This window comes from Streptomyces sp. NPDC058576, assembly GCF_042718715.1.
Taxonomy (GTDB): Bacteria; Actinomycetota; Actinomycetes; order Streptomycetales; family Streptomycetaceae; genus Streptomyces.
The window spans coordinates 3,855-21,743 of record NZ_JBHXPF010000002.1; the positions used below are offsets into that span (position 1 = coordinate 3,855).

Here is a 17,889-nt window from a genome sequence, read left to right on the forward strand (position 1 = left end):
CCCGACTGCGCGGGCACGTTGGTCACCCTCTACATGGTCGACAGGGTGCTATGACCCGGGCCCGCGGGCGCCTCCCCGGGGCGGGGCGGGCGGCCCGTCGGGCACCGCGTGCCTACGGCGACACCTCTTCGAGTACCCGCTCCTTGGTCTCGACGCCGAACAGCACCGTCACGATCGCGACGGCTCCCGCGACCACGGCGAACACGACGAAGATGGCGGGCAGACCGTGCGCGATCAGCCCGCCGATGAGGAGCGGGCCCGCCATCGAGGCGAGCCGCAGCCACGCGGTGGCCGTCCCGACACCGATCGCCCTGATCCGGGTCGGGTACAGCTCGGGCGTGTACAGGTAGACCCCGATCGCGGCGGCCGCGGCGAAGAAGTAGGCGCCGCTGCCGAAGACGAGCACGTCGGAGGGGGTGTCGACGCCGGACAGGGCGAGCAGCACCAGACACAGTGCGGACCCGCCGAGCGCGATGGCGAACCACGTCTTGCGGCCCAGCATGTCGATGGTCAGCGCGCACAGGGCCGCGCCGAAGAATCCGACGCAGTTGCTGATCAGCCCGTACTTCAGCGAGGTGCCCAGCGGAAGGTCGAACGTGGTGCGGTAGAGGGTGGGCAGCCAGGTGCTGATGCCGTAGTACACGAGGTACGAGCCGAACCAGATGCACCAGACGACCAGCGTGCGGCGCAGGTAGGGCGGCCGGAACAGCTCCCGCCACGATGACCCGTCCGCCGCGCGGCCGGCCGGCACCGCGGGCGGCGGCGGGGGCAGGGGCGCGCCGGTGGCCTTCGCGACCTTGTCCTCGATGTGCGACATGGCCGCGTCGGCCTCCTCGTGGCGGCCCACGGAGGACAGCCAGCGGGGCGACTCGGGCAGCCACGTCCGCAGCGTGTACACCATCAGGAGCGGGGCGGCTCCGGCCAGGAACATGTACTGCCAGCCGAGGTGCGGCACCACGTAGTAGCCCACGACGCCGGCGGCGACGACACCCACGGAGAACACCAGCTCGTAGAGCAGGACGAAACGGCCGCGGCCGTGTGCCTTGGTGATCTCCGAGATGTACACGGCGGCGATGGGCACCTGCCCGCCCAGGCCGATGCCCTGGAGCGTGCGGAACAGCAGCAGCGATTCGACGTTCCAGGCGAACATGCACGCGACACTCATCGAGGCGAAGGTCAGGATGCAGAGGACCATCGCGACGACGCGGCCGCGCCGCTCGGCGATCGCGGAGAACAGCAGCGCGCCCAGCAACTGGCCGAGATAGCCGATGGAGATGAGCAGCCCGGTCTGTCCGGTGCTCAGCCCCCACAGCGGGACGAGCACCGGCAGCACCTGGGCGATCGCGAGCGCGTCGAACGCGTCGAAGAACGTCGCGGTGCCGATCAGCACGCGGGCCTTGACCTGCCACCGGGACGTGGGCAGGCGCTCCATCCGCCCGGCGATGTCGGTCGTGGCGCCGGCCGGCTCGGACAGGGGTGACGGTGGGGACAGCGGGACGGTGTGTTCGGACACGGGGACTCCCACGATGGAGGTCGAGCGGCGGACGTGACGTTCCTGCGTGTGGGGGGTGCGGGGAGGTGGGGGAGCGGGATGTGCGGGCAGGACGAACACCGGCACCGGGCGGTCGGGGACACCCGGTGCCGGGCGTGGACGGTACGGCCGGGCAGGTCCGGGTCCACCGGGCGGGCGGGGACACCCGGTGTCGGACGGGGAGAACGCGGCTCTAGAAGATCCCGTCCCGGATCTCGAACTTGCTCGGCTTACCGAGCGTCGGCTTCCCGGACTTCACCCAGTCGGCCACCCAGCGGATCATGGTGTTCACCGGTACGTGGGGGTTCCCGAGCAGGTCGGCGGCGTGGTCGCAGTTGACGTACAGGCAGGTGGACTCGGCGCCGGTGAACCTCGGTTCGATGCCGAATATCTCGCCGAACGCGGTGGCGGCCCGCCGCACGCTGACCGCCTCCGGACCGCCGATGTTGATCGGCGAGGCGGGCGTCTCGCAGTGCCGCAGCAGCCGGGCGAACTGGTTGATCGCGTCGCCCTGCCACATGACGTTGACGGTCCCCGTCTCCAGCGGGATCTCCTTGCCGTCGAACACCCACCGCGCGATCTCCTGGAGCACCCCGTACCGCATGTCGACGGCGTACACGAAGCGGACCAGCCGCCCCGGTGTGCCGTGCCGGCGGGAGAAGTACTGGAAGGTGCGCTCCCGCCCCACCACCGAGTTCGCGTACTCACCGGGCCGCGCGAGCGGCGGGGTGCGCTCGGTGACGCCGCCCTCCAGAGGGTTCGACCACGGGTACACGTGGATCGTCGACAGCGCGACGATGCGGGAGTCCGCGAACGCCTCGGCGACATGGGCCGGGGCGAGGGTGTTCATCGCCCACAGGAAGTCCTCACGCCCGCGGTAGTCGAACTTCAGCCCCGCCATGTAGATGATGTTGGGCAGTTTCGGCAGTGCGTGAACCGCGGCCCGGTCCAGGAGGTCGCAGGTGATCGTCTCGACGCCCCAGCTCTCCAGCCGCTCTCTGCTCTCCGTGTCGGAGAACCGCGAGACGCCCACGACGCGCCGCGCCGGGTCCGCCCGTTTGACGAGCCGGGCCAGCGTCAGGCCCATCTTGCCGGCGACGCCGAGGATCATGACGTCACCGGGAACCTCGGCCAGATCCCTCACCAGTTCGGGACTGGGGAGGGACATGAAGTCCTCCAGGTGCTCGACGTCCCGGAAGAACTCCGGGTACGCCGAGGGGTCCAACAGGGTGCGCTCGGGCATGGCTTCTCCAGGTCGGTACGGGGGCGCGCGGGTGTCGTGCAGGGGAGGCCGGGGGAGGGGGAGCGGGGTCAGGCCGCCAGCGGTACGGCCGCCGGCCCGTGGTCGCCGAGCCACCGGTGCAGGTTGGCCGCGACGAACGCGTCGTCGTTCGCCCCGGGATGGTCGGCGTACACCCGGTCGATCTCGGCCAGTTGGCCCGGGCTGAGCGCTTCGGCCGGGTCGAGACACCAGGTGCCCCGCAACAGCCCCTGCCGGCGCAGGACTTCGAGGCAGCCGGGGATGCAGCCGCGGAACGCGTGGTGCGCGTCGTACACCGCCCCGTTGCAGTCCGTGACGACGGAGTCCTGGGCGAGCAGCCGGGTGGGCACGGAGTCGCCCGTGGCGGCGGCGCGGACCTCCTCGAAGAGTTCGACGGCCCGCTTCGTCCAGACGCTCCAGTGTCCGAGGAGTCCACCCCGGATCCGCAGCGTCCGCTCCCCGTCGGCGGTGCTCACGGTGTACGGGGCGAGGAGGTCGAGCAGGATGTGGTCGTCGTTGCCGGTGTAGAGGGTGACCCGGTCCGCCGCGCCGGCGTCGGCGACGGCGCGCACGATGTCGAGCGTGCGGTAGCGGTCGAAGGGCGCCATCTTGATCGCGATGACGCTCTCCAGAGCCGCGAACGCCCGCCAGAACGCGTGGCTGAGGTGGAAGCCGCCGCACTCCGGCAGCAGGGAGAAGCCGATCAGCGGCATCTCCCGGCCCACCCGTTCGCAGTGCGCGAGGATCTCGCTCTCGCTCGCGCCTCGGAAGGCGGCCACGTTCAGCAGCGCCGCGTGGTAGCCCAGCGAGCGCGCGATCCGCGCCTCGGCCACCGCCTGCGCGGTCCGCCCGGTCACCCCGGCGACCAGGGCGACGGGCCGGTCGGTCCACTCGGCCGCCGTCTCCGCGGCCAGCCGCAGCACCGGTTCGTACAGGCCGGCCCCGCGGATCGCGAACTGCGTCGTGTGGACGCCGACCGCGAAGCCGCCGGCCCCGGCGTCGAGGTAGTAGCGGGTGAGGGCGCGCTGGCGGACCGGGTCGAGCCGGCGATTCTCGTCCAGCGCGAGGGGGTGGGCCGGCAGCACGGTGCCGGCCCTGATCAGGGCTCCGACCCGGGGCGCGAGGGCGTCGTATCCAGAAGTCATCACTGGCCTCTCGTCGTGTTCGGCCGAGTGAAGCACATGACAGCCCTGTGAACAATCGGTTGCGCATGCCGTCCGGAGCCTGCACAATCGGTTGCGCAACGGTGGGGAGCGACCAGCGGGCGGCGCACACCGCTCCGGTCCGCGACCGGCCGCCCCGTGCCCGTCCCGGCGCGTGTCCCACCGGAGCCGCCGTCGCCCCGCGCCGGCCTTCGGAACACGTCTCCGGCTCCCAGCGAAGGACTGCCGCATGCTCTCCGGCCTCCGAGTCGTCAGCTTCACCCATTTCCTGCAGGGCCCCTCCGCGAGCCAGCTCCTGGCCGACCTGGGAGCCGAGGTCATCAAGATCGAGCCGCCCACCGGCGCCTTCGAACGCAACTGGTCGGGCCCCGACGCCTATCTCGACGGCGTCAGTGTGTTCTTCCTGGCCGGCAACCGGAACGTGCGCAGCGTGGTCCTCGACCTCAAGGACGAGGACTCCCGGCGCACCCTCGACGAACTCCTCGCCACCGCCGACGTCCTCATCGAGAGCTTCCGGCCCGGCGCCATGGACCGGCTCGGCCTCGGCTGGGACCGGATCAGGACCCTCAACCCGCGCCTCGTCTACTGCTCGCTCTCCGGCTACGGCCCCGACGGCCCCTACGCCGCCCGCCCCGGCCAGGACGTGCTGCTCCAGGCCATGTCCGGCCTCGCTGCGGCCACCGGACCCGCCGGGATACCCGCCACCCCCGTCGGCGCCTCGCTCGTCGACCAGCACGGCGCCGTGCTCGGCGTCATGGGCATCCTCGCCGCCCTGCACGGCCGCGAGCGCACCGGCCGGGGCAGCCGCGTCGAGAGCAACCTGCTCAGCGCCGCGCTCGACCTGCAGACCGAGCCGCTCGCCTACCACCTCAACGGGTTCGCCGGATCACGCAGCGCCTCCGGCGTCTCCTCGATGTACTACAAGGCGCCCTACGGGGTCTTCGAGACCGCCGACGGCCAGGTGTGCCTCTCCCTGAACTCGCTCGACACCCTCGCCGGGCTCTTCGACGACCTCTGGTTCACCGAGGTCGGAGAGGACGACTCCTACGCCCGGCGCGAGGAGGTCAACGAGCGCGTCGCGAAGCACCTGCGCCGCCGGCCCACCGCCGACTGGGTCACCGCCTTCGAGGCACACAAGGTGTGGTTCGCCCCCGTCAACACCTACGCCGACGTCGTCGACGACCCGCAGGTACGGCACAACGGCTCGATCGTCGAGTTCGACCACCCGCAGGCCGGCCGCGTACGCCTCCTCGGGCACCCCGTCACCTACGACGGCGTCCGCCCCGGCGTCCGCACGGTCCCGCCCGCGCTCGGCGCCGACACCGAGGCCGTGCTCGCCTCGCTCGGGCAGAGCCAGGGAGCCGACGTTGTCCGCTGACGTGCTGGTGACCGAGAACGATGACGTCCTGACGGTGCGCCTCGACCGCCCGGACAAGTACAACGCGCTGAACACCCCGATGCTCCACGCCCTCGACGACGCGCTGACCCGCTCCGCGGGCCACCGCGCCCTGGTCCTCACCGGCACCGGGAAGGCCTTCGCGGCCGGCGCCGACATCGCCGAGTACGCCGGCGCCGACCGCGAGGCCTTCGCCCGCTTCACCGCCCTGGCCAACGCGGTACGCGGCCGGCTGGCCGCACTGCCCGTCCCGGTCGTCGCCGCCGTCAACGGGGTCGCGCTCGGCGGCGGTTTCGAACTCGCCCTGAGCTGCGACGTCCTGTTCGCCGCCGAGACGGCGGCGTTCGGCCTGCCCGAGACGAAGCTCGGCCTCATCCCCGGCTGGGGCGGCACCCAGCACCTGACCCGGCTCCTCGGCCCGTACCGCGCCAAGGACCTTGTCCTCACCGGACGCCGCCTGACCGCGCACGAGGCCCACGGCCTCGGCATCGTCCACCGTGTGACCCCCGGCGACCCGCTGGAGGCCGCCACCGCCTACGCCCGCGAGTTGGCCGCCGGACCCACCCAGGCCTTTGCCGCCGCCAAGCGGGCCATCGGCCACAGCGCCGGCCACGACACCGGATTCGCCCTGGAGCAGGCGGAGTTGCGTGCCCTGTTCGACAGTCACGACGGAAAGGAGGGCATCGATGCCTTCGTCGCCAAACGCCCCCCCGAGTTCCAGGGACGCTGACCACGCCGACCATCCCACCGCCGGAGGTACCGCCATGCGCCCACGTCTCGACCAGTGGCGCCCCGACGCCGTACATGCCGAGTCCGTGGACCTGCCGTGCCTCGCGGACGTCGACGTGGTGGTGGCCGGCGCCGGAGCCGCCGGCGTCGCCGCCGCGACCGTCGTCGCCGAGTCCGGCCGCTCGGTGGTGCTCGTCGAGCGCTACGGCTTCGCGGGCGGCGCAGCCGTCGCCGGCCTGTCCGGCACCATCTGCGGCCTCTACCTCGCATCGGACCGGGCGGGCGGCCCCCAGCAGGTGGTCCGCGGCTTCACCGAACGCTTCCGCGCCGCCCTCGCCGCGCGCGGCGGCCTCACCTCCCCGCAGCGTTACGGGAAGACCTGGACCGTCGCCCACGACCCTCTGATGTGGCGGGAGACCGCCGACGATCTCCTGACCGCCGCCGGGGTGCGCGTCCTGTTCCACACCGCCGTCACCGGCGTGCTCATGGACGGCGACCACCACCGCGGCGTGGTCGTGGAGTCCGCCGCCGGGCGGGCGGTGATCCGCGCCCGCCGCACCATCGACGCCTCGGGCGACGCGGCTGTCGTCACCCGGGCCGGGCACGCCACCACCTTCGGCGACCACGGCGTCATCCAGAACCCCACCATGTTCTTCCGGTTGGGCGGCGTCGACACCGACGCGTTCCGAGCCGGCTACGGCCCCGACTCGATCTGCACGCCCGAGCTGAGCGAACGCATCCTCGCCGCCCGCGCCGCCGGCGCCGACCTGCCCCGCCAGAAGATCTTCGCCTTCACCAGCCCCCGCCCCGGCGAACTCCTCGTCAACGCCACCCGCCTCACCGCCGCCGACGGCCGCATGCTCAACGTCATCGACCCCGAGGACTTCACCGAGGCGGAGATCCTCGGCCGCCGCCAGGTCCGCGCCTACGCCCGCTTCCTCAGCCAGAACGTGCCCGGCTGCGAGACCAGCTACGTCGTCGACACCGGGGTCGAGGCGGGCATCCGCCAGACCCGCACCGTCGTCGGCGCCGAACGGCTGCGCAACGACGACGTGCTCACCGCCCGCAAGCGCCCCGAGGACGGCATCTGCCGGGTCCCCTGGCCGATCGAACTGCACTCCGGCGACCGGCCGCGGCTCCACTGGCTGCTCGACGACTACTACGAGGTCCCCTACCTCAGCCTGGTCCCCGCGACCGGCGAAGACGTCATCGTCGCCGGCCGCTGCCTGAGCGCCGACCACGAGGCCCTCGCCTCGGCCCGGGTGACCGCGCAATGCTTCGAGTACGGGCACGCCGCGGCGATGGCCACCCTGCTCTCCCTGGAGAAGGCGACGTCCTACCGGAACCTCGCCGGTAGCGACGTGCGCTCCGCGATGACCCGCAACGGCAGCGACCTGGAATGACCCCGTGCTAGCTTCGGGTGTCGTGGCCACTCTGCAGGATGTCGCGACGGCGGCCGGCGTCTCCAAGTCCGTCGCCTCCCGCGTACTGAACAACGACAGCGCGGCACGGGTCGCACCCCAGACCCGTGCCCGCGTCATCAAGGCGGCCCAGCACCTGCGCTACGTCCCGGACCACCGGGCCAGAGCCCTGCGCTCGCTGCGGTCCGGCGCGATCGCCCTGGTGGTGCCCGACGTCACCAACGCCGTCTTCGCCGAACTGCACGCGGGCGTGCAGTCCGCGCTGGCCCCCGTCGGCATGACGGTGCTCCTGTGCCAGCTCCCGGCCGACTCCCGGCTCTCGGACATCGTCGGCCAGGGGCGCGTCGACGGCGTCCTGCTGCAGCGCCGCGAGGACCACGACGACGACACCCTGACCGGCATCCTCGACACCGAACTGCCGGTGGTCCTGTTCAACTCGACGCTCGGTGCCCGGGTCGGCTCCGTCGTGCTCGACGACGCCGATGCGGCGAGGGTCGCCACCGCACACCTGCTCTCCCTCGGCCACCGCCGCATCGGCTTCCTCGGCGGCACCGAGCACCATGACGCGGCCCGCCGCCGTGCCGCCGGCTACCGGCACACCATGCGCGAGGCGGGGCTGCGCGTCGACGCGGACTGGACGGTCGCGGCCGGCTGGGAGGCCGACGCCGGGGAGCGCGGCGTCGACGCGCTCCTCGCGGCCCGCCGCCCGCCCACCGCGATCGTCACCGCCAGCGTGAACGCCGCCCTCGGAGCCGTCTCGCACGCCGTGCGGCGGCAGGTCGCCGTCCCCGGAGAGCTCTCCGTGGTGGCCATCCAGGACACCTGGTTCGCGCGGGTCGCGAACCCGTCGGTCACCGTGGTCCAGCTGCCCCTGCGCGCGGCGGGCGCGGTCGCCGCCGACATGCTGCTCGACCACCTCGGCGGGGCCCCGCTCACCGACCGCGTCGTCGACGAACCCGCCCCCCGGCTCGTCCCCCGGGAGTCCACCGCCCCCGTCACCCGCTGACGCGCTGCCGGACGAATCGGGCGTAACTCCTCTGCCCCGAAGGGCATGATGATGCGCCGGCTCCCCGCGTCACGATCGGACGAGACGGTGTCTCGGAGCGGTATTGAGCGGTCGCGCGCGACGTGGAAAGCTTTACCCGACGGAATACACCTGCAGAAGCACAGAGAGGGACGACACTCCCGTGTCGACAACCGTGTCAGCCCCGCACAGCCGACGCCGGTGAGCACTCACGCCGACGCGGCACGACAGCGATGAGGCAGAACCACCGATGACCCAGACGACACCACGGCAGGCGCTCGTGGTCCGCGGCGGGTGGGAGGGACACAGGCCGGTCGAGGCGACCGACCTGTTCCTGCCCTTCCTGCGCGACCACGGCTTCGAGACACGCATCGAGAGCACGCCGAAGGTCTACGCCGACACCGGCTACATGAGCGGCGTCGACCTGGTCCTCCAGTGCGTCACCATGAGCGAGATCGCACCCGAGGAGGTGGCCGGTCTGCGGACGGCCGTCGAGAACGGCACCGGGTTCGCCGGCTGGCACGGCGGCATCGCCGACTCCTACCGCAACAGCTCCGAGTACCTGCACCTGGTGGGCGGCCAGTTCGCCACCCACCCCGGCAAACCCCCGCACGAGCGCTGCGCGGACTCCACCGACTACTTCCTCCCGCACCGGATCAACGTCCTGCCCACCGCGGCGGACCACCCGGTCACCACCGGCATCGGTGACTTCGACCTCGACACCGAGCAGTACTGGGTGCTCACCGACGACTACTGCGACGTCCTGGCCACCACCACCCTCGCGGCACGCGACTTCGACCCCTGGGGCCGTCCCGTCACCTGCCCGGCGATCTGGACCCGCTCCTGGGGCGCCGGCCGGATCTTCGTCTGCACACCCGGCCACAGCCCCGACGTGCTGGCCGACGCCACCGTGCGCACGATCGTGGAGCGCGGCCTGCTGTGGGCGAGCCGGTGAGCGCCCGCACGGGCGTCGGGATCGTCGGCTGCGGTGCGATCTCCGGCCAGTACCTGACCACGCTCGCGGCATCCCAGGACCTCGAACTCGTCGCCGTGGCGGACCTCGACCCCGCCCGGGCCGGGGCCGTCGCGGACGCCCACCCCGGTGTCAGGGCCCTGACCGTCCCCGAACTCGTCGCCCACGACGACGTGGACGTCGTGCTCAACCTGACGATCCCCGCGGCCCACGCCGAGGTGGCGCACCGGGCCGTCGCGCACGGCAAGGACGTCTACCTGGAGAAGCCCCTGACGGCCACCACCGCCGAGGCCCGGGACCTGCTGGCCGCCGCGTCCGCCCGCGGCGTCCGGGTCGGCTGCGCCCCCGACACCGTCCTCGGGACCGGGATACAGACGGCGCGCCGCGCCCTCGACGAGGGCCTCGTCGGCCGCCCCCTGTCGGCGACCGCGACGATGATGGTCCCGGGCCACGAGCACTGGCATCCGGACCCGGACTTCTACTACGCGCCCGGCGGCGGCCCGCTGCTCGACATGGGGCCGTACTACCTCACCTCCCTCGTCACCCTCCTGGGGCCCGTCACCTCGGTCACCGGCACTTCCAGCCGCTCGCGCGCCACCCGGACCATCGCGTCGGGGCCACGGCGGGGCGAGTCGGTCCGGGTCACCACGGACACCCATGTCACGGGTGTCCTGACCCACGGCTCCGGGGCCCTGGCCACAGTCGTCCTGAGCTTCGACGCGGTCGCCACCGCCGCGTCCAGCATCGAGATCCACGGCGACACCGGCTCCCTGATCGTTCCCGACCCCAACCGGTTCGCCGGGGACGTGCGGCTGTTCCGCCTCGGCGGGCAGGCGTGGGAGACCCTGGAACCGTCGGGCGGCTACCGCGACGCCGGCCGGGGCTGCGGACTCGCCGACATGGCGCGGACCCCGCGGACGGAGGAGCACCGCGCGTCGGGGTCCCTCGCTTACCACGTCCTCGACGTCATGGAGTCGCTCCTGGAGTCCGCACGTACCGGAGCCGCCGTCACCGTCACCAGCACGTGTGCACGCCCCGTGGCCGTCCCCCTCGGCTGACCGCTCGCTACCCCCGCCCCGTCCGACGCGCCGGGCCGCCCCTTCGAGGGGCGGCCCTTCTGCGGGGCGGCCCGAAGGAGACCGATGCGCGCCATCCGCCCCCGCTACCCGTCCCGCCCGACGAGCGATCCCGCTTCCGGACCGGCGGCCGGGCTGCCGCTCGAGGTTCGCGTCACCACCGACCCGGCACACGGCGGCCGCTGGACGTCCCTGACGGCCGGCGGCCGGGAATGGCTCTGGCACCGCGACGACCCCCGCAGACCGGGCGTCGCACCGGGCGACCCGTTCGTCGACGCGGGCGGCCTGGAGGAGTGCCTCCCCACCGTCCGGGGCGTCCCCGACCACGGTGACGCCTGGTCACGGCCCTGGCACCGCATCGGAGACGGGGCGGAGCACGCCGACTGCCCGGACTTCCGGCTGTCGCGGCAGACCCGTTTCGACGGCCCGGGGCTCGTGGTCGACTACCGGCTCACCGCGGCCCCCGGATACCGCTTCGTCTGGGCCGCGCACGCCCTGCTCGACCTGTCCGAGCAGGCGCGGCTCGTCGTGCGCCCGGGCGCCGCGACCCGCCTGTACCCCACCGGCGGCGACCGGTGGCAGCCGGGCCGCTGGCCCCTGGCCGACGGCCCCCGGCTCGACCGGCTCGGACCCGACGACGGCACCGCCGTGGGCGCGGTGGTCGACACCGCCGAGGTGTCCGTCCACGACGGCGACGACGAGCTGCGCCTCACGGTCGAGGCGGAGGACCAGCCGGTTTCCGTCGCGCTGTGGCGTAACCTGGGCGGCTTCCCGGCCGACAGCCCCTACCGCTCCGTCGGCGTGGAACCGATGCTCGGGCGCGTCTTCGGCCTGGCGGCCGCCGGCGACGGGGACGCAGCGCACGTCCCCGCCTCCGGTGAGGTGCGCTGGACCCTGCGCGTCGAGGCCCACCGCAACCGCCGTCCGCGGAAAGAGGAGAACAGCTCGTGAAACTCGTCGAAGACCTGCGCACCCACCGGCTGGTCGCCATCGTGCGCGGCACCGACCCCCGGACCACGCTCGCGTCCGTCATCACGCTGGTCGGCGAGGGTGTGACCCTCGTCGAGGTGTCGCTCACCAGCAAGGACGCCCTCAGCGTGCTCGCCGAGGCGCGCGCCGTCCTCGGCCCGCACGCCCCCCTCGGGGCGGGCACCGTCCTGACCGCGGGGGACGCCCGCGCCGCGCACCGGGCGGGCGCCGACTTCGTGGTGACGCCCGCCGTCTGCGAGGGGATATCCGCCGCCAGGGACCTCGGTCTTCCCGTCCTGGCCGGAGCCATGACGCCCAGTGAGGTGGTCGAGGTCCTCCGGCTGGGCGCGGACGCCGTCAAGCTGTTCCCGGCGGCGAGTGCCGGGGGAGCGGTGCATCTGCGCGCTCTTCGCGGTCCGTTCCCGCAGGTGCCGTTCGTCCCCGTGGGAGGGGTGGACGCAGCCGTCGCCCGCAGCTGTCTCGACGCCGGCGCCGTCGCGGTGGGCGTGGGATCGCCGCTGCTCGGCGACGCCGCCGACGGCGGGGACATGGACGCACTGCGGCTGCGGGCCCGCGCGTTCCTCCGGGCGGTCGCCCCGGAGAGGGCGGACCGGTGACCCCCTGGCGGCCGGAGGCGGGTCCGGTGGCCTGCGTCGGGGAGACCATGGCCGCCTTCGCGCCCGGGCGTCCGGTGCCGCTGGAATCGGCGACCTCGCTCCAGGTGGGCGTCGCCGGCGCGGAGTCGAACGTCGCGCGGTACCTCGCCGATCACGGGGTGCCCGCCCGCTGGGTGTCCGCCGTCGGCGACGACCCGCTGGGCCGCCTCGTGCGCAACCGGATCGCCGCGAGCGGGGTCGACACCAGCGCCGTACGGACCGACCCCGAACGTCCCACCGGGGTCATGTTCAAGGACCCCGGCGCCGACGGCACCCGGGTCCGGTACTACCGCACGGGTTCGGCCGCCTCCGCCCTCGCACCGGAGCTGCTGGCCGACGCCGCGGTGACCAGCGCCTCGCTCGTCCACCTCACCGGCGTCACCGCCGCCCTCTCCCCGTCCTGCCTGGCACTGGTCCGCGCGGCCCTGAACCCGCGCGGCCCCGCGCGCCCCTACGCCGTCAGCTTCGACGTCAACCACCGGCCGGCGCTGTGGAGCGACGGTTCGGCGTCGACCGTCCTCGCCGAGCTCGCCGGCCTGGCGGACATCGTGTTCGTCGGCCTGGACGAGGCGCAGGCCCTCTGGGGGAACGGCCTGCCGGACGCCGCGGCCGTACGACGGCTGCTGCCCGGCCCGCGGGTCCTCGTCGTGAAGGACGGCGGCCGCGACGCGACCGCGTTCACCGACACCGGACAGCACACCGTCACCGCGCCCCACGTCGACGTCGTGGAACCCGTCGGCGCGGGCGACGCGTTCGCCGCCGGCTTCCTGGCCGCCCTGCTGCGCGGCGACGACCCCGTCGCGAGCCTCCGGCTCGGCCACCTCACCGCCGCCTCCGCCCTGCGCGTCACCGACGACCACGGCCCACTGCCGCCCGCCCCCCAGCTGACGGCCGCTGTGGCCGCGAGCGACGACCAGTGGGCGCGGCACACCACTTGAGGCGGCGCGCCGTGCACCACACCGTTCGCCGCGCCCACGCACGCAGTACCACCGGCCTGCGGCCTCAGCCCAGGGCGAGCTGCCCGCCGTCGACGGGCAGCACCACACCCGTGACGAACCGCGAGGCGTCGCCCGCCAGGAAGACCGCCGCTCCGGCGATGTCCTCCGGGGTACCGATCCGGCCCAGCGGGATGCGCTGGACCACGTTCTCCCGGTGCCCCGGCACGGCGAGGACCTCACGGTTGAGCTCGGTCTCCACCGCCCCGGGAGCCAGGGAGTTCACCCGGATCCCCAGCGGTCCCAGCTCCACGGCGAGCGCGCGCGTCGCCGCGTCGAGACCACCCTTCGCCGCGATGTACGCGACGTCACCGGAGAAGGCCACGCTGCCGCGGATCGAGGAAACGTTGACGACCGAGGCCCCCGGCGTGCGCAGTCGCGGCAGGAACTGCCGCACCATGCGGACGGGCGCCGCCAGGTTGACGGCGTGCACCGCCTGCCAGAGGTCGTCGGGAAGGTCCGCGACGGGCGAACGCCGGTTGATACCGGCGTTGTTGACCAGGCAGTCCACCGGTCCTGGCAGCTCGGCCAGCAGCGCCTCGACCGCCTCGGCGTCGGTGACGTCCACCACCCGCGACGTCCACCGCCCCGGGCGCACGGCCGGCTCGTCGGTGTCCAGCGCCCAGACATGCGCGCCGGCCGCGAGGCAGCCCTCCGCGATGCCGGCACCGATGCCACGCGCGGCGCCGGTCACCACCACGGTGCGGTCCGCCAGCGACCCCGTCACGAGACGGCCTTCACGATGTCGTCCATCGCCGAGAGGGTCGCAGCGGCGACCCGCTCACCCGCCGTGAACTCCTGCAGCACCGCACCGATCCGCGGCTGGGCGTGGTCGTACCAGGCGGCGTTGGGACGGACGTAGGCGTTCTCCAGAGACGTGCGGGTGCCGGTGAAGAACCCGAGGACGGCCCGGTCGAGACCCGGGTCGTCCCAGGCGGCGGCGAGCGCCGGCTGCCCGCCACTGGTGGTGTACAGACCGCGCTGGGCGTCCTGCCCGACGAGGTGGCGCAGCAGTTCGCCGGCGACTTCGGGGGCCGGTCCGCCGGTCAGCAGCCCCAGACCGACACCGCCGAGGGTGGGCCTGGCCGGCCTGCCGGGCACGGACGAGGGCGGATCGGTGAACGCGATCCGGTGGCCGAACGCGCCGGCCAGACTGTACGTGCTGTACCCGTACGGCCAGGCCACGGCGAGGAGTTCGTCGCTCGTGGCCATCGTGCGCAGCAGATCCACCGAGCCGCGCCGCGTGGTGTGCGGGGCGAGTTCCGCCATTCGGTCCAGGGCATGGCGACGCCCGGGGGAGTGGCCGAACGGGTCGACGTCTGCCTCCGCGCAGAACGTCGCGTACAGCGCCACCGCCGAGAACAGCGACAGCGGGACGGCGACCCGGCCGGTCCGGCCGGCGAGATCCAGCAACTCGGCGAACGTGGAGGGTGGTTCGGGCAGCAGGTCGGGCCGGCGGGCGAAGGTCAGCGCGGCGGCGTCGACCGGGGCCGCCCACAGCTGCCCGTCCAGGGTGTACGAGGCGTGGCTCGGGCCGGCGAAGACGTCCGCGATCCCGTTCAGCGGCTGCAACCACCCCTCGGCGACGGCCCGCCCGATGAGCGGGTAGTCGCAGGCCACCAGGTCGAACTCGCCCAGATACCGGCTGAGTTCACCCCCGCCGAAGTCGGCGAGCGAGCGCGGCGTCCACTCCACCCGGACGCCCCCGCGCGCGTGCGCCCACGCGTCCGACGCCGCCACCAGCGGGGCATGTCCGCGCGGATGGTCCCAGCTCAGCCCCCTGACAACCGCGCTCACGCGAGACGCTCCACGGCCTTGGCGAGCCCCCGCAGGTACCCGACGGTGAAGGCGCGGGCCCGGTGCCCGCCCATCGGATGGGTGTACGGCGTCGTGCTGAGGGAGTGGCTGGTGCGCCACTCGTCGTCGCCCTCCATCTGCGGGACGTGACCGGGAATGAAAACCCCGTCGAAGCCCGTCTCGTGCAGGGCGAGCATGATGTCGAGGGCGTCGTTGTCGGCCTCGTCGACGAAGCACTCGTTGAACCGGCCGTGCTCGGGGATGTTGTTCTGGACCGCCTGGAAGTGCACGTACACGATCTTCCCACGGGGGCCCAGGTCCCGGATGACCTCGGGGATCTTCTCACCCATGGCCCCCCAGTTGCCCAGGCACAGGCACAGGGCGTTGGCGGGGCTGTCCACCAGGGCCAGAGCGCGTTCGAAGTTGGCGCGGGTGGAGAACAGTGCCGGGACACCGCCGACGCTGGGTACCGGGGCGTCGTTCGGGTGCAGCGCGAGCCGCACACCGGCCTCCTCCGCCACCGGCACCACCGCTTCCAGGAAGTAGCGGTAGTTCTCCCAGATCTCGTCCTCGGTGTACTCCCGCCCGTGCGTGACGGGGGCGCGGGCGAGGTCCTCGGCGACGCTCACCGTGCCCTTGGCACCGCCGCGCAGCGTGTGGTGGTTGGAGGTGCGCCACACCCCGTCGACCATCCAGTTGTAGCCGAACACTCCGATGCGGGCACGGCCCATGTCCCGTACCAGACGGCGCAGTTCCTCGACGCGCTCGTCGCGGTGGGGACCGTTCAGGATGACGTCCTGCATGAAGGCGGCGGGCAGCGTCTCGATCGCGTACAGCGACAGGCCCTCGCCCTCGAAGCGGCCACGGATGTCGAGCAGAGCCTTGTAGTCCAGCTTCGCGATGTCCGGCGGCAGGGTGGGACCCCACAGCAGGCCGTCGTCGAGGCCCAGCTGCCGGGTGAAGCGGAGTCGGTCGGTGGTGGCGGGGTGGAAGGTGGCGAGCGCGGCGCGCATGGGCTGATCTCTCCTCAGCGGTCGGTGCGGGTGTACCAGCGGGCGATGACGTCGGCGGCGGGTTTGCCCCGGACGGTGAAGCCGGAGTCGCCGGCGGGGTCCTCGTAGTAGTGGGGACGGCGCTGCTGTTCCTCCCACTTCCACCAGTACAGACCCCGCCACCAGTCCTCGTTCCAGAAGGAGGACAGCAGCGCCTCGGCGAAGTCGGCCTGCTCCTGGCCGCTGTAGGCGCCGGAGGGCCGGTAGTCGCCGGGGTCGGTCGCCGCGCCGTGCAGGGAGCGGCAGCCGGACTCGTTGAACAGGATGGCCAGTCCGTACTCCTCGGCCAGCGCCCGGAGCCCGGCGACCTGCGGCGCGAGGTGCGCCTTCATCTCCGCGACGCTCGCGCCCGGTTTCGGGGCGGAGCTCTTGTAGAAGCTGATGGAGAGCACGTCGAGTTCACGCAGCCAGGCGTAGTCGGCGCCGGCCACCAGGGCGGGATCGTTGACCTGGGTGGTCAGCGGCCCGGAGAACACCTGGCGGGCTTCGGCGATGATCCGCGACCAGTGCTCGATGCGGTCGTCCATACCCTGCAGTTCACAGCCGACGGAGAACAGCGCGCAGCCGGTCCGCTCGGCGAGCGCGCCGTAGTGGCGGACGACCTTGGCGTAGGAGTCGAACCACCGGGCCCAGTAGTCGACGTACCGGCCCTGGATCTGCCGGTCGTCGCGGGGGAAGGTGATCCGCCCCCGCCATGCGCTGTCCTGGCACTCCACCACCGGCTTGAGCAGGACCTGCATGCCCCTGCCGTGGATGTGCTCGATGATGCGGGCCAGTTCCTCGTCGGAAGCGGTGTACTCGAAGTCCTGGTAGAGGCGGGTGGAGGCGAAGGTCTCCTGCATGACGGTGACCATCAGCGCGACGGACTTCGCGCCGGCCTCCGCCATCGCGTCGACCTCCGCCGCTGCCTCGGGGGAGGCGTAGTAGCCGCGGGGGGCGAGGTAGCCGAAGTTGTATCCCCTGTGGAGCGGAGCGAGTCGGTTGGTCACTTGAGCCCCGAGGTCGAGATGCCTTCGATCAGGAGTTTCTGGAAGGCGAGGAAGAATCCGAAGGTGGGAATGAGGCACAGGACGCTCATGGCGAACATCGGTCCCCACGCCGACTCACCGCCGGAGTCCAGGAACAGACGCAGCCCGAGGGGGGCGGTGAACAGGTTCGAGTCGGAGATGTAGACCAGCTGTCCGAGGAAGTCGTCCCAGGTCCAGATGAAGGTGAAGATGGCGGTGGTGACGAGTGCGGGACGTGCCAGCGGCAGCACCACCCGCCAGAACACCGAGAACGGTGTGCAGCCGTCGACGTACGCGGCGTCGTCGAGTTCCCGTGGCAGGCCCCTGATGAACTGGACCATCAGGAAGATGAAGAAGGCGTCCACCGCGAGGAACTTCGGCACCACCAGCGGAAGGTAGGTGTTGATCCAGCCGAGGGAGTCGAACAGGACGTACTGCGGGATCAGCGTCACCTGGTGCGGCAGCATGATCGTCAGCAGCATGATGGCGAACAGGGTGCGCTTGAACGGGAACTCCAGCCGCGCGAAAGCGTAGGCGGCCATCGAGCAGGCCAGCACGTTGCCGATCACCGCGCCGACGCAGATCAGCAGCGAGTTCAGCAGGTACATCCCGAACGGGGAGTCGGTGCCGCTCCAGCCGCGCTCGTAGTTGCCCAGGTCGGGTGAGGTGGGCAGCAGTCCGGGGTCGGCGAAGATGGAGTCCTCGGTCTTGAAGGACGCCGAGAGCATCCACAGCAGCGGATAGAGGAGCACGACGCAGGCGAGGATGATCAGGCCGTGTGCGACGAGCCGCTTCCGCGCGGCCGCCCGGGCCGGCCGGGTCGGGGTCGGTGTGGTCAT

General features: G+C 72.6%; 17 protein-coding genes. 9 read left to right on the forward strand and 8 right to left on the reverse strand.

The genetic code is table 11. The annotated features are described in order from the left end of the window. Positions 1-112: 112 nt before the first annotated feature. From ACFWRV_RS01450 to ACFWRV_RS01460, 3 genes are all read right to left on the reverse strand, one after another. Positions 113-1,513, reverse strand: coding sequence for an MFS transporter (locus ACFWRV_RS01450; protein WP_384326718.1), 1,401 nt, complete (start codon positions 1,511-1,513; stop codon positions 113-115). Positions 1,514-1,724: 211 nt separating this feature from the next. Further along, positions 1,725-2,774, reverse strand: coding sequence for an NAD-dependent epimerase/dehydratase family protein (locus tag ACFWRV_RS01455; RefSeq protein WP_384326720.1), 1,050 nt, complete (start codon positions 2,772-2,774; stop codon positions 1,725-1,727). A gap of 68 nt (positions 2,775-2,842) precedes the next feature. Next, the gene (locus tag ACFWRV_RS01460) at positions 2,843-3,937 is read right to left on the reverse strand and encodes a dihydrodipicolinate synthase family protein (protein WP_384326722.1); all 1,095 of its coding nucleotides are present in this window, start codon (positions 3,935-3,937) and stop codon (positions 2,843-2,845) included. A gap of 247 nt (positions 3,938-4,184) precedes the next feature. On the opposite strand from ACFWRV_RS01460, the gene ACFWRV_RS01465 reads away from it, so the two are divergent. From ACFWRV_RS01465 to ACFWRV_RS01505, 9 genes are all read left to right on the forward strand, one after another. Further along, positions 4,185-5,333 (forward strand): CaiB/BaiF CoA transferase family protein, encoded by a 1,149-nt coding sequence (locus tag ACFWRV_RS01465; protein WP_384326724.1) that lies wholly within the window; start codon positions 4,185-4,187, stop codon positions 5,331-5,333. After that, positions 5,323-6,081: an enoyl-CoA hydratase/isomerase family protein gene (locus ACFWRV_RS01470; RefSeq protein WP_384326726.1), complete on the forward strand. Its 759-nt coding sequence runs from the start codon at positions 5,323-5,325 to the stop codon at positions 6,079-6,081. The genes ACFWRV_RS01465 and ACFWRV_RS01470 overlap by 11 nt, the downstream gene beginning before the upstream one ends. Positions 6,082-6,115: 34 nt before the next feature. Beyond that, entirely contained in the window at positions 6,116-7,483 is a 1,368-nt protein-coding gene (locus ACFWRV_RS01475) for an FAD-dependent oxidoreductase (protein ID WP_384326728.1), read from the forward strand. 22 nt (positions 7,484-7,505) lie between these two features. After that, positions 7,506-8,507 carry a LacI family DNA-binding transcriptional regulator gene (locus ACFWRV_RS01480; protein ID WP_384326730.1) on the forward strand — a complete coding sequence of 334 codons (1,002 nt, stop codon included), beginning with the start codon at positions 7,506-7,508 and terminating at the stop codon, positions 8,505-8,507. 268 nt (positions 8,508-8,775) lie between these two features. Further along, on the forward strand, positions 8,776-9,480 hold the full coding sequence (locus ACFWRV_RS01485; protein ID WP_384326732.1) for a ThuA domain-containing protein: 705 nt from the start codon (positions 8,776-8,778) through the stop codon (positions 9,478-9,480). Further along, complete coding sequence (locus tag ACFWRV_RS01490; RefSeq protein ID WP_384326734.1) at positions 9,465-10,556, forward strand: Gfo/Idh/MocA family protein; 1,092 nt, start codon at positions 9,465-9,467, stop codon at positions 10,554-10,556. The genes ACFWRV_RS01485 and ACFWRV_RS01490 overlap by 16 nt, the downstream gene beginning before the upstream one ends. Before the next feature lie 84 nt (positions 10,557-10,640). Then, on the forward strand, positions 10,641-11,525 hold the full coding sequence (locus ACFWRV_RS01495) for a hypothetical protein (protein WP_384326736.1): 885 nt from the start codon (positions 10,641-10,643) through the stop codon (positions 11,523-11,525). Continuing rightward, complete coding sequence (locus tag ACFWRV_RS01500; protein WP_384326738.1) at positions 11,522-12,160, forward strand: bifunctional 4-hydroxy-2-oxoglutarate aldolase/2-dehydro-3-deoxy-phosphogluconate aldolase; 639 nt, start codon at positions 11,522-11,524, stop codon at positions 12,158-12,160. The genes ACFWRV_RS01495 and ACFWRV_RS01500 overlap by 4 nt, the downstream gene beginning before the upstream one ends. Continuing rightward, positions 12,157-13,137, forward strand: a complete 981-nt coding sequence (locus tag ACFWRV_RS01505) for a sugar kinase (RefSeq protein ID WP_384326740.1) — start codon at positions 12,157-12,159, stop codon at positions 13,135-13,137. Before ACFWRV_RS01500 ends, ACFWRV_RS01505 begins: the two co-directional genes overlap by 4 nt. A 64-nt stretch (positions 13,138-13,201) precedes the next feature. Here the strand turns inward: ACFWRV_RS01505 and ACFWRV_RS01510 are convergent, their stop codons facing one another. The 5 genes from ACFWRV_RS01510 to ACFWRV_RS01530 are packed head-to-tail and all read right to left on the reverse strand — an operon-like array spanning position 13,202 to position 17,889. Then, a complete protein-coding gene (locus ACFWRV_RS01510) occupies positions 13,202-13,921 on the reverse strand; it encodes an SDR family NAD(P)-dependent oxidoreductase (protein ID WP_384326742.1) in 720 nt (239 codons plus the stop codon). Next, entirely contained in the window at positions 13,918-14,991 is a 1,074-nt protein-coding gene (locus ACFWRV_RS01515) for an extracellular solute-binding protein (protein ID WP_384326744.1), read from the reverse strand. The genes ACFWRV_RS01510 and ACFWRV_RS01515 overlap by 4 nt, the downstream gene beginning before the upstream one ends. Continuing rightward, positions 14,988-16,004, reverse strand: coding sequence for a mannonate dehydratase (locus ACFWRV_RS01520; protein WP_384326746.1), 1,017 nt, complete (start codon positions 16,002-16,004; stop codon positions 14,988-14,990). The genes ACFWRV_RS01515 and ACFWRV_RS01520 overlap by 4 nt, the downstream gene beginning before the upstream one ends. A gap of 14 nt (positions 16,005-16,018) precedes the next feature. Next, on the reverse strand, positions 16,019-17,032 hold the full coding sequence (locus ACFWRV_RS01525; protein WP_384326748.1) for a glycoside hydrolase family 113: 1,014 nt from the start codon (positions 17,030-17,032) through the stop codon (positions 16,019-16,021). Beyond that, positions 17,029-17,889 carry a carbohydrate ABC transporter permease gene (locus tag ACFWRV_RS01530; RefSeq protein ID WP_384326750.1) on the reverse strand — a complete coding sequence of 287 codons (861 nt, stop codon included), beginning with the start codon at positions 17,887-17,889 and terminating at the stop codon, positions 17,029-17,031. Before ACFWRV_RS01530 ends, ACFWRV_RS01525 begins: the two co-directional genes overlap by 4 nt.